The organism is Bordetella sp. N, from assembly GCF_001433395.1.
Classification (GTDB): Bacteria; Pseudomonadota; Gammaproteobacteria; order Burkholderiales; family Burkholderiaceae_B; genus Bordetella_C.
The window spans coordinates 3,875,349-3,886,241 of record NZ_CP013111.1; the positions used below are offsets into that span (position 1 = coordinate 3,875,349).

General features: G+C 65.2%; 11 protein-coding genes. 9 read left to right on the forward strand and 2 right to left on the reverse strand.

Annotation, left to right across the window (positions count from 1 at the left end):
• Positions 1-27: 27 nt before the first annotated feature.
• From ASB57_RS16490 to ASB57_RS16515, 6 genes are all read left to right on the forward strand, one after another.
• Entirely contained in the window at positions 28-1,392 is a 1,365-nt protein-coding gene (locus ASB57_RS16490) for an aromatic ring-hydroxylating dioxygenase subunit alpha (protein ID WP_057653205.1), read from the forward strand.
• Entirely contained in the window at positions 1,389-2,009 is a 621-nt protein-coding gene (locus tag ASB57_RS16495) for a 3-phenylpropionate/cinnamic acid dioxygenase subunit beta (protein ID WP_082621656.1), read from the forward strand. Before ASB57_RS16490 ends, ASB57_RS16495 begins: the two co-directional genes overlap by 4 nt.
• A 108-nt stretch (positions 2,010-2,117) precedes the next feature.
• A complete protein-coding gene (locus ASB57_RS16500; protein WP_057653206.1) occupies positions 2,118-3,155 on the forward strand; it encodes a tripartite tricarboxylate transporter substrate binding protein in 1,038 nt (345 codons plus the stop codon).
• Between the two features lie 3 nt (positions 3,156-3,158).
• Positions 3,159-4,334, forward strand: coding sequence for an FAD-dependent oxidoreductase (locus ASB57_RS16505; RefSeq protein ID WP_057653207.1), 1,176 nt, complete (start codon positions 3,159-3,161; stop codon positions 4,332-4,334).
• 17 nt (positions 4,335-4,351) lie between these two features.
• Positions 4,352-4,678 (forward strand): 2Fe-2S iron-sulfur cluster-binding protein, encoded by a 327-nt coding sequence (locus ASB57_RS16510; RefSeq protein WP_057653208.1) that lies wholly within the window; start codon positions 4,352-4,354, stop codon positions 4,676-4,678.
• 54 nt (positions 4,679-4,732) lie between these two features.
• Positions 4,733-5,710: a 2-hydroxyacid dehydrogenase gene (locus tag ASB57_RS16515; RefSeq protein ID WP_057653209.1), complete on the forward strand. Its 978-nt coding sequence runs from the start codon at positions 4,733-4,735 to the stop codon at positions 5,708-5,710.
• An 83-nt stretch (positions 5,711-5,793) separates the two neighbouring features.
• On the opposite strand, the gene ASB57_RS16520 is transcribed toward ASB57_RS16515, so the two are convergent.
• The gene (locus ASB57_RS16520) at positions 5,794-6,792 is read right to left on the reverse strand and encodes a tripartite tricarboxylate transporter substrate binding protein (RefSeq protein WP_057653210.1); all 999 of its coding nucleotides are present in this window, start codon (positions 6,790-6,792) and stop codon (positions 5,794-5,796) included.
• Positions 6,793-6,955: 163 nt separating this feature from the next.
• Complete coding sequence (locus ASB57_RS16525; RefSeq protein WP_057653211.1) at positions 6,956-7,855, reverse strand: LysR family transcriptional regulator; 900 nt, start codon at positions 7,853-7,855, stop codon at positions 6,956-6,958.
• A gap of 141 nt (positions 7,856-7,996) precedes the next feature.
• Here ASB57_RS16525 and ASB57_RS16530 point away from each other — a divergent pair, with 141 nt between their 5' ends.
• The 3 genes from ASB57_RS16530 (at position 7,997) to ASB57_RS16540 (ending at position 10,856) form a co-directional block, all read left to right on the forward strand.
• On the forward strand, positions 7,997-8,206 hold the full coding sequence (locus ASB57_RS16530; RefSeq protein WP_057653212.1) for a hypothetical protein: 210 nt from the start codon (positions 7,997-7,999) through the stop codon (positions 8,204-8,206).
• The gene (locus tag ASB57_RS16535) at positions 8,203-9,612 is read left to right on the forward strand and encodes an amidase (protein ID WP_057653213.1); all 1,410 of its coding nucleotides are present in this window, start codon (positions 8,203-8,205) and stop codon (positions 9,610-9,612) included. Before ASB57_RS16530 ends, ASB57_RS16535 begins: the two co-directional genes overlap by 4 nt.
• 71 nt (positions 9,613-9,683) lie before the next feature.
• Positions 9,684-10,856 (forward strand): ABC transporter substrate-binding protein, encoded by a 1,173-nt coding sequence (locus ASB57_RS16540; protein ID WP_057653214.1) that lies wholly within the window; start codon positions 9,684-9,686, stop codon positions 10,854-10,856.
• The last annotated feature ends 37 nt before the right edge of the window (positions 10,857-10,893 follow it).

Here is a 10,893-nt window from a genome sequence, read left to right on the forward strand (position 1 = left end):
GGCAACCGGCATATCCAAGGGGAACGGATGATGAGTCGGAAATCGATAGACGAGTTGGTGCGGGCGGATGAGGGGCTGGTCAGCCGGTCCATCTTCGTCGATGACGAGATCTACCAGCAGGAGTTGCGGCATATCTTCGCGCGCGCCTGGCTGTTCGTCGGACATGAAAGCCTGGTGCCCAAGCCGGATGACTATTTCCTGTCGCGCATGGGCACGGAATCCGTGATCCTGACGCGCGACCGCCAGGGTCACATCCAGGTCATGCTGAATAGCTGTACGCACCGTGGCATGAAGCTATGCCGCTATGACCATGGCAACGCACGCAATTTCACCTGTCCGTATCACGGCTGGAGCTTTTCCACCGACGGCAAGCTGGTGGACCGCCCCGGTGGCCTGGTGGGCGTGCCTGGCCACGCCACCCACTACAAGGGTGAACTGGACAAGTCTCAATGGGGCTTGAAGACCGTCGCCCAGGTCGTGAACTACAAGGGTGCGATCTGGGCCACGTGGGATCCGCAAGCCCCGCCCTTTCTCGATTACCTGGGCAATATGCGCCTGTACCTGGACGCGGCCCTGGATCACCGCGACGGCAGTCCCGGCGGGTCCGAGGTCATCGGCGGCGTGCAGAAGTGGCGCATCAAGTGCAATTGGAAATTCGCGCCCGAGAATTTCATCGGCGACCTTTACCACGACATCAGCCATCGATCCGTGGACATCGTCGGCATCGGCCCGGGCGGCGGCAAAGGACGCCGCGATCCCTCGGCGACGCGTTCCGCCATCTGCTTCCCCGACCTGGGACACGGCCTGCTGGGCCGCCTGCCTTTCTATGAAGAAGGCCCCTACGCGCCCCAGTACGCGCGCTATCCCGAAGTCGAGGCCTACTACCGCGCCATCCACGAAAAGCGCGTCGCCACCTTGGGCTCGGCCATGCGCGTGCAGACCAGCGTCGGCACCATTTTTCCCAATATGTCTTTCCACGGACGCCAGCCGCGCACGCTGGCCGTCTTCCACCCCATCAGTCCCACTGAAATGGAAATGTGGCGGATGTACCTGGTGGACAAGGACGCGCCGGAAGCGGTCAAGGACGCGGCGCGCCATTACTTCCTGCGTTACTCCGGCCCGGGCGGCATGACCGAGTCCGACGACATGGAGAACTGGACAGGCGCCACCGAAGCCAGCATGGGCGCGATGTCGCGCGAGCTCTATTTCAATTACCAGATGGGCGTGGGCCACGTACAAAGCGTGCCCGAAATCCCCGGCTGCGCCGTCAATGGCGAGTACACCGAGGAAAACGCCCGCGCGTTCTACCGCCGCTGGGGGCAGTTCATGAACGGCCAGGACTGGAATCAGCTGATGGCTCGCGCCGTCCGGATCGAGGAGAAGGCAGCATGAACGCGCCCACCGCAAGTCTGGCCCAGCCCGCCGCGGCCGATACCACTCCCGCTGAAGTGAAGCCCGCCGACGTCACGCCCGCCTTCGACACCAGCGTCGACGACATGTATGTCTGGTGGCAGGCGCAGCGCTTCCTGCACTACGAAGCAGACCTGCTCGACCATCGCGAATTCGAAGCCTGGGCCAGCCTGCTCGATGAAGACATCGTCTACCGCATGCCCCTCACCCGCAATGTGCGGCGCGACGCCATGGACCAGGAATTTTCCGGCCTACACGACGCCGCCTGGTTCGACGAAGGCATTGATACCTTGCGCCAGCGCGTCGCGCAGCTGAAGACCGGCATTCACTGGGCCGAGGAGCCCGCGTCGCGCGTATCGCGCCTGGTCACCAACATCCGCGTGCTGGATGTCACACCGGATGAAGGCGGCGGCGAACGGGTGCGCGTGCGTTCGCGTTTCCTGATCTACCAGAACCGCCTGCAAGCCGAGGTCAACCTGTTCGCCGGCAAGCGCGATGACGTCCTGCGACGGCGCGACGGCCACTGGAAGATACTCGCGCGGGAGATCCACCTGGACCAGAACGTCCTGCTTTCCAAGGCGCTTACCGTCTTCTTCTAGCGCCCCGTCGTACGGCGCCGGCCCGCCTGCCGGCACACGCTGCCTTACTTTCCAAGCACGCCCGCCGTCGGCGGCGGGCCAGGCTCGTCCGTACCTGGAGTCGATAGCATGCAAAGACGTTCCGTATTGAAATTGCTCGCGGGCAGTGCCGCGCTGGGCAGCACCGTGGGAACACGCGCCGCTGTGGCCTCCGGCAGCGAAGCCGCGACCGGCACCGCGGGACCGCCCGGCGCCAGCTTCGCCAGCAAGCCGATACGCCTGATCGTGCCGTATCCGCCCGGCGGCGTCACCGACGTGGCCGGGCGCCTGGCCAGCGATATCCTCGGCAGCCGCTTCGGCCAGCCCGTCGTGGTGGAAAACCGCCCGGGCGCCAACGGCATGATAGGTAATCAGCACGTCGCCGCCGCGCCGCCGGATGGCTACACCTTGCTGCTCAATGGCCTGGGCGGCATGGTGCTGCCCATGGCCACCGTCACCGGCCTGCCCCTGGACACGGCGCGCGCGTTCACGCCCATCGGCGAGATGGCGGAGTTCATCAACGTCCTGATCGTGCGGGCCGATTCGCCCATCCGCAGCGTCAACGACCTGATCGCCATGGCGCGCCAACGCGGCAAGGAAGGCCTGAGCTATGGTTCCAACGGCATCGGCACTTCAGTACACCTGACCACGGCGTTCTTCGCGCAGCGCACGGGCCTGCAACTGCTGCACGTGCCCTACAAGGGCAGCAACGAAATGCTGGTCGACGTGATCAACGGCAATCTCGATTTCAGCTTCAGCAATCTGCCGCCGGTGCAGGGCCTGCTACGCAAGGGTTCCTTGCGCGCCATCGCCGTGACCAGCAGCTATCGCAGCCAGCAACTGCCTGACGTGCCCACCATGGCGGAACAGGGCCTGGCCGATTTCGACGTGACCAGCTGGCTGGGCCTGTACGGCCCCGCCGGCATGGCGCCGTCACTCGTGCAAACGCTCAGCGGCGCGCTGCAGGAAGGCATGGCCACCCCCAAGGCGCGCGAAACGCTCAGCGTCGCCGGCTTCGAACCGAAAGGATCGACCGCGGCCGCCTTCGCCGAACTGAATCGCGCCGAACTCGCGCGCTGGAAGCAGGTGGCCGAGCGCGCCAACATCTCGCTCAAGTTCGGGACGTAAAACATGGCAGACCTGCTCTCAACCCACGTCGCCATCATCGGCACCGGCCACGCCGGCGTGGAATGCGCCTGGGCCTTGCGCGCGGCCGGCTTCGAAGGCGACATCATGCTGCTGGGCGCCGAGCCGCACCCGCCCTACGAGCGTCCGCCCTTGTCCAAGGGCCTGCTGACCGGCACCACCAGCGCCGACCGCATTGCCCTGCGTGCCGGGGATACTTACGAAAAACAGGGCATACGCTACAGCGCCGATGACCCCGTGGCCAGCATCGACACCGCGGCGCGCCTGATCCATACCCAGGCCGGCCGCCGCATCGCCTACCAGCACTGCGTCCTGGCGACGGGCGCCAGCGCGCGCGGTATCGCTGGCTTGGCCGGAGATCACGTTCACGCCGTGCGCGGCCTGGACGACGCCCACCGCCTGCGCGATGCCATCCGGCCGGGACACCGGCTGCTGATCGTGGGGGCGGGCTATCTGGGCCTGGAAGCCGCCTGCTCCGCGCGCAAGCTGGGCGCCGAGGTCTGCGTGCTGGAGCAGCAGCGCGGCGTGATGGCCGGCAAGGTGTCGGCCCCCACGGCCGAGCGCATGGAAACCTTGCACCGCCATGCCGGCATCGACATCCGCCATGGCGTCGCCGTGACGGGCTGGCAGCGCACGCCGGACGCCTGGCGTGCAAGCCTGGCGTGCGGCGGCGTCGTCGACGGCCAGCAGGTGCTCGTGTCCATCGGCGCCGTCGCCGACACGCGTCTGGCCGAGGCGGCCGGGCTCGAATGCCGCGACGGAATCGTGGTCGATGAACAATGCCGCGCCTCGGCGCCCGGCATATACGCCATCGGCGATTGCGCCAGCGCGTACCGCGCTGAATTGCAAAGGCATGCCCGCGTCGAAAGCGTGCAGAACGCGCTCATGCAGGCGCGCACGGCGGCCGCGGTCATCGCCGGCAAGCGCCCACCCGCCGCCAAGCCCCTCACCTTCTGGTCGGAACAACATGGCCGGCGGCTGCAGATGGCGGGCCTGGTCCATCCCGCCCTGCCCTGCGACGACCACGTCCACGCCACCGCCAAAGGCTGGCTGGTGGAACGCTATCAGCAAGGCCGCCTGGCCGCGTTGGAGGCGGTCGACAGCCCGGTGGAATTCATCAAGGGCGTGCCTCGCATCGGCACGCCGCCAGTTCACGTCTGAAGAAGAAAGGTCTGCCCATGCCTGTCGCTGTATTTGAAATGCCGGATGGCGCCGAACAGGTGCTGGATGTGCCCGACGACTGGTCGCTGATGGAAGCGGCGCGCCGGGATGGTCTGGAGGGCATCGTTGCCGAATGCGGCGGCGGCGCCATCTGCGGCACCTGCCACGTGCAGGTCGATCCCCGCTGGTACGCCAGCCTGGAAGCGCCGGGCATGATGGAGGAAGCCTTGCTGGAAGTGGTGCCGGAGCGTTGCGCCACCAGCCGCCTGTCCTGTCAGGTCGTCATGACGCCGGCCCTCGACGGCATCCGCGTGCGTGTTCCCTCCAGCCAGCTGGAACTGTAGCTGGTCGGTCACTATCGATATTCCCTCCCTGAACCCGAAACGTATGGAATCCTCATGAGCCAGAAGCCCAAAGTCATCGCCTCCGTCACGCTGCCGCCGGACCTGCGCGAACGCCTCGCCGCCGCCTGCGACATCATCGAGATCCCAATGGGGCAGCGCCCTGACGAAGTCGTTTCCGAAGAGACACGCGCGCAGATCACAGGCATGGTCTGCACGATGAAGACCAAGGTCGATGCGGCCTTGCTGGCCGCCCTTCCCGCGCTGACCGTCAGCTCGAACTTCGCCGTCGGCTTCGACAATGTCGACGTGCCCGCCGCGACCGCACGCAAGGTCCTGATCTGCAACACGCCACGGGTGCTGGACGGCGCCGTGGCCGACATCACCATCGGCCTGATGCTGTGCCTGGCCCGCAACCTGGTGGCGGGCGATGCGTTCGTGCGCAGCGGTGCCTGGACCAAGGGCCCCTTCCCGCTGGCGCGCGATATCCGCGGCAAGACCCTTGGTCTGCTGGGCATGGGCCGCATCGGGCGCGTGGTGGCGCGCACGGCCCAGGCCTTCGACATGAAGGTCATTTATCACAACCGCCGCGAGGATCCTCACGCGCAAGGCCTGGCCACCTATGTCGCGCGCGACGAATTGTTCAAGGCTTCGGATGTGCTCAGCATCCACATCCCACTGGCCGCGGAGACCCGCCACTCCGTCGGCAAGCGCGAGTTGGGGTTGATGAAGAACAGCGCCTACCTGATCAACACCGCGCGCGGCCCGGTGGTGGACGAGGCCGCGCTGATCGAAGCCCTGCGCGCGGGCAAGATCGCGGGCGCGGGCCTGGACGTGATGGAGCAGGAGCCGTTGCCGGCCAGCAGCCCCTTGTGCGAACTGCCGAATGTGGTGCTGCAGGCCCACATCGGCAGCGCCACGCATGAAACACGTCGCGCGATGATAGAACTGGCCGTGGCCAATCTGATCGACGCGGTAACCGGCAAACAACCGGAAGCGATGGTCAATCCGGAGGTGTGGCAAGGACACGCCTGAGCGCTGGTTGCCACCGCTCCTTTAAGGTCGGGCCGACGCGGGGCCAATGCCGCCACCTGGCAAGGTGGCGGCGGCCCTTCCAGCTACCCTTTCGCGCCCCCGTATTCCACCACGATGCCGGCCTGTTTGGCCACGTCGCTCCAGCGCTTCAGCTCCGCGGCGGAGAACGCCTGGAAATCAGCCGCATTGCGCAGCTTGGGCTCGAAGCCCGCCCCGATGATGCGTTTCTGATATTCAGGCGTCGCCAGCCCGGTGACGATGGTGTCGGCCAACTGCTTGACGATGGCCGGGTCGACCTTGGACGGCGCATAGATGCCCATCCAGCTGGTCACGTCGAAGTCCTTGATCCCCTGCTCCTGCACGGTCCGCACATTGGGCAGTTGCCGCGCGCGATAGGCGCTGGTGACGGCCAAGGCCTTCAGGTGCTTGCCTTCGATCATCGGCAAGGTGGGCGGCAAATTCATGAAACAGAGATCCAGATCGCCGTTGGACGTACCGACCAGGGCCTCGGTCGCGCCCTTGTACGGCACATGGTCGAATTTCAGGCCGGTGCGCATGGCGAAGAGTTCCGCGGTCATCTGAGAGGAGCTGCCCACGCCATTGCTGCCATACAGGGGCCTGCGCTTGTTGGAGCGCAGATACGCCACCAGTTCCTCCACCGAGTTGGCTGGATGATCCATCCGCACCACCAGTGCGTTGACGAACTCCGCGACCTGGGCCACCGGCAGCAATGCGGCCGGGATATCCAGCGGCAGGCCGCTCAAGGTGACCGGTGGCAGCACGTTGTTGCCCAGGCCGCCCGTGGCCAGGGTATAGCCGTCCGGTTTGGAGGAAGCCGCCGCCTGCATGCCGATCACGCCGCCGGCGCCGGCGCGGTTTTCCACCACCACGCTTTGGCCGTATTTGACGTTGAGCAGATCGGCGACCAGACGTCCCGCCAGGTCCGTGGCGGCGCCAGGCGTCGCCGAAACGATGATTCTTATTGGCCGGTTCGGATAGGCCGTGCCTTCCGCCCAGCTTCTGGTTGCGTGGCCCATGCCGGCCATCACCGCCATCATTTTTAAAGCGCTTCGACGCTCCATTGTTTTCCCCTTGCCATGGTTTGACTGCTACACGTTGCTGCTCCGAAGTGATGACCCGCCGCCTGCGATGGGCGCGGGTGTTTGTACGATAAACATATTTGTCACAACGTAGCGCCAAACACGCGTAGGTGCAGCTATGGCTTACCCGTATCGGGGGAAAATGTCAGGCGGCCAGCCGTCGGATGCCGCCGTCCAAAGGCGCGGCTTGCGACAACAGGTCGATGAACGCCAGCGCCATGGGACTCAAGGTGGCTCGCTTGCGATGCAGGACGCCGATGGTGCGCCGGCATGACCGGCCAGGCAGCGCGACGGAACGCAGGTCGCTCATGTTCACCCCCTTCAGGCCGCTGCTGGGGATGATGGTCAGACCCAGGCCACTGCGCACCATGCTGACGGCTGTTCCCATGTAGGCCACTTCTATGGTGGGCACCAGCTCCGGCCGGTTCAGCCGCAGCGCGCGGTCCGCGGAGCCATGCGCCAGCATGATCAGGGGATAGGACTCCAGCCGCCGCCAGGTCAGCGGCTCGGCCAGGATCTCGTGCCCTACCGGCGCCACGACGACCAGGTGATCGCGGAACAAGGGCTTGAACTCCAACTCCGGGTCCCCACTCAATTCCGAGCCTATGCCCAACTCGACCTCGCCACGCTTGACCGCATCGATCACGGCGACGTTCAGCTCCTCGCGCATGAACACGCGCATGCCCGGATAACGCAGACGGAAAGTGGCCAGCACTTCCGTCAGCAAGCCGAAAGCTAGCGACGGCAACGCCGATAGTTGCAGTTGCCCCGCCACACCCGAACCCACATCCGAGATGCGGCCATAGGCCTCCTTCAAGTCCTTCAATATCGGCGTGACATCCCGATAGAAAAACTGACCCGGCGACGTCAGGCGACAGCTTCGCGTCGTGCGCTCGAATAGCGCAATGCCCACGTCCTCCTCCAATTGGCGTATCAAGACGGAGAAGGAGGATTGGGTGATATGCAGCTCCGCGGCAGCCTTCGCGAATGAGCCCAAACGCGCGGCCAATACGAACGCCTGCAACTGGCGGTATTTGATGTTCATCGAGCGTTCCACCTCGGTGAGGCTCTGCGCGTAAACCCTAGGCGAGCCCTTAGTTTTTTACTGATAATGCTTGGATATTATCCAATAGTCATTGGCGCATGGGTTGCGCAAACTAGAGCCCATCATATTCAAAGGATGCCAATGATGACGCTCCAGGACGCGGATCCACCGATCGACTTGCTGTTTACCCTGATGGCGGAGGACGCGGGCCTGCACGAGATCGCCGCCAAGTACCGGCCCGATATGATCGCGGCGGTCGAATCGGCGAAACAGCTGCGCAACGCGCTGTTCAATCTGGATGACGTCACCGCGGAACCCTGGCCGCCCATGCAGACCCGGAGCTCCGCATGAACGACATCCACTGGATGACGGCCGCCGACCTGGGGCGTGCCTACCGCGCGGGCACATTGACACCAGAAAGCGTCGTCGAAAAACTGCTGCAACGCATTGCTCATCACGATCGGGACATCAACGCATTCGTGTCCGTCGACGCCGAGCAGGCGCGCGCCCAGGCCCGTACGGCCGGCGAGGAAATGAAGCGCGGCATCTGGCGCTCCGCCCTGCACGGCATTCCGGTGGGCATCAAGGACCTGATCGATGTCGCAGGCCAGGTGACCAGCTGTCATTCCCGCCTGATGCTGGATCAGGTGGCGCAACGGGACGCGACCGTGGTGGCGCGCCTGCGCGATGCCGGCGCGATTCTGCTCGGCAAGCTGGCGCTACACGAGTTCGCCATCGGCGGGCCCAGCGATGACGCGGCTTACCCGCCTGCGCGCAATCCCTGGGACCCACGCCACCAGACCGGCGGTTCCTCCTCGGGCTCCGGCGCGGCGGTGGCGGCCGGCTTCGTCCCTTTGGCGTTGGGCACCGACACCGGTGGCTCCATCCGCAACCCGGCCGGCCATTGCGGCGTGGCCGGCCTGAAGCCGACTTACGGCGCGGTGTCCCGGCACGGCGTGTTTCCCCTGTCGTTCACCCTGGACCATGTCGGCCCCATCACACGTTCGGTCGAAGACCTGGCGCTGGCGATGAACGTCCTGGCCGCGCATGACCCCGCCGACCCGGCCAGCACGCGCACGCCGGCCCCGGATCATCTTGCCGGCCTGGACCAGGGGCTGGCAGGTTTGCGCTTCGGCATCGTGCGCCATTTCCATGAAGAGGATGCGCGCGCCAGCGATGAAGTCATCCAGGCGATCGATCAGTGCGGCGCCGTGCTGCGCGCCGGCGGTGCCGACGTCGTGGACGTCAGGCTGCCGCCGCTGTCGCGCTTCACGATGACGCAGCGCGTCATCTTCCATGCGGAATCCTGGGCCGTGCATGCCAACTGGCTGCGCAGCCGGCCCGGCGACTACTCGTATATCGCGCGACGCAAGCTGATCGTCGGCGCGTTCCTGGGCGCGGGCGACTACGTGCAGGCCGAACGCTGGCGCAAGCAATTGATCGACGCCGTCGACCACGCGCTGGAGCAGGTCGACGTGCTGATCGTGGCGAACTCCTTCGAACCCGCGTCCGAAATTGCCGATGAGATCGAATTCGTGCGCACCTACGGCCGCCATGCCCGGTCGCCCTTCAACCTTACCGGGCACCCTGCGCTGGCGTTGATGTGCGGTCTGTCCAGGACGGGTCTGCCGCTGTCCGTGCAGTTCGTCGGCCGCTGCCATGCCGACCACACGCTGTTGCGTGCCGGCGCGGGTTTTGAAAAACACTCGGGATGGGGCTCGAGCCATCCGCCCATGTCCTATCCACGAGCAGCCTGAATCTGGCGCTGAATCGGGAGCACCCACAACAAGCTGCACCATCAATAACCAAGTCATTCAAGGGAAAAAACATGATGAAGTCCATCAAAGTGCTGGCCCTGGCCGCGGCCATGTTGACCGCCGGCGCCAGCCACGCGCAGGAAGAGTTGAAGATCGGCGGTATCGGCCCCCTGTCGGGCGGCGGCACGGCGTGGGGTCTGGCACTGCAACGTGGCATCCAGATGGCGTTCGATGAGGTGAACGCCGCGGGCGGACTCAAGGTCGGCGACAAGGTCTACACGCCCAAGCTGGTCATGTACGACGACAAGTACACGGCCGCCGGCGGCCGTTCCGCTGCTGACCGCCTGATCAACGCCGACAACGTCAAATTCATCATCGGACCGATTGGATCGCCGTCCGTGCTGGCCACCGTCGCCGCGACCACGCCGGCCAAGGTGGTGCTCCTGTCGAATGGCTTCTCCCCGGGGATCCTGAAGAACGAGGCGAAGTCGCCCTACAACTTCCGGGTCGTGGACAGCACCGTGGAATTCGGTCCGCCCATGGTCAAGTGGTTCCGCGACAATTTCCCCCAGGTCAAGAAAGTCGCCTTGATCGCCCCCAACGATGCGGTGGGCCAGGCGGTGATCCCGCAGCTGGAGACCTATTACAAGGCCAATGGCTTCACGGTCTGGACCGAACTGTATGACCGCGGCACGAAGGAGTTCACGCCCTTGATGGCCCGCATGATGGCGCAGAATGTCGACGCGCTGGACCTCAACAGCAATGCGCCCGGGGAAAGCGCGCTGCTGCTGAAGCAGGCGCGCCAGAGCGGCTTCAAGAAACCGATCTGGCAGATCGGCGGCCCCGCGGTGGACGAGATGATGGAGATTGCCGGCCCCCTGGCTGAGGGCTTCATTTCATTGAACGTCTTCGATTTCGGCTCCCCCCAGTCCACCAAGTTCGTTGAGACCTATCGCAAGGAGTTCGGCTCCGGCGTCATCAACGCCCAGACGCCGATGTGGTACAACGCCGCGAAAATCATGATGGAAGCCATGCGCCGCGCGGGCACCGCGACCGACGCCACCGCGGTGCGCGATTCGCTGCAGAAACTTGAAGGCTACGACGCCGGCTTGTACGGCCCCGTGCGTTGGGGGGGCATGGGCGACTATGACGTCAATCACCAATTGCTGCTGAAGTTCTGGATGGTCAAGGTCCAGGGCGGCAAACAGGTGGCAATCCAGGCGCTGGATCCGGAAAAGCGCTGAGTCCCGCTCGACGCGAGCGACACCTTTGATCCCCCCG

Coding starts and splice junctions, on each gene's coding strand:
- ASB57_RS16490 (WP_057653205.1), top strand. CDS start 28: ATGATGAGTCGGAAATCGATAGACGAGTTGGTGCGGGCGGATGAGGGG.
- ASB57_RS16495 (WP_082621656.1), top strand. CDS start 1,389: ATGAACGCGCCCACCGCAAGTCTGGCCCAGCCCGCCGCGGCCGATACC.
- ASB57_RS16500 (WP_057653206.1), top strand. CDS start 2,118: ATGCAAAGACGTTCCGTATTGAAATTGCTCGCGGGCAGTGCCGCGCTG.
- ASB57_RS16505 (WP_057653207.1), top strand. CDS start 3,159: ATGGCAGACCTGCTCTCAACCCACGTCGCCATCATCGGCACCGGCCAC.
- ASB57_RS16510 (WP_057653208.1), top strand. CDS start 4,352: ATGCCTGTCGCTGTATTTGAAATGCCGGATGGCGCCGAACAGGTGCTG.
- ASB57_RS16515 (WP_057653209.1), top strand. CDS start 4,733: ATGAGCCAGAAGCCCAAAGTCATCGCCTCCGTCACGCTGCCGCCGGAC.
- ASB57_RS16520 (WP_057653210.1), bottom strand. CDS start 6,792: ATGGAGCGTCGAAGCGCTTTAAAAATGATGGCGGTGATGGCCGGCATG.
- ASB57_RS16525 (WP_057653211.1), bottom strand. CDS start 7,855: ATGAACATCAAATACCGCCAGTTGCAGGCGTTCGTATTGGCCGCGCGT.
- ASB57_RS16530 (WP_057653212.1), top strand. CDS start 7,997: ATGATGACGCTCCAGGACGCGGATCCACCGATCGACTTGCTGTTTACC.
- ASB57_RS16535 (WP_057653213.1), top strand. CDS start 8,203: ATGAACGACATCCACTGGATGACGGCCGCCGACCTGGGGCGTGCCTAC.
- ASB57_RS16540 (WP_057653214.1), top strand. CDS start 9,684: ATGATGAAGTCCATCAAAGTGCTGGCCCTGGCCGCGGCCATGTTGACC.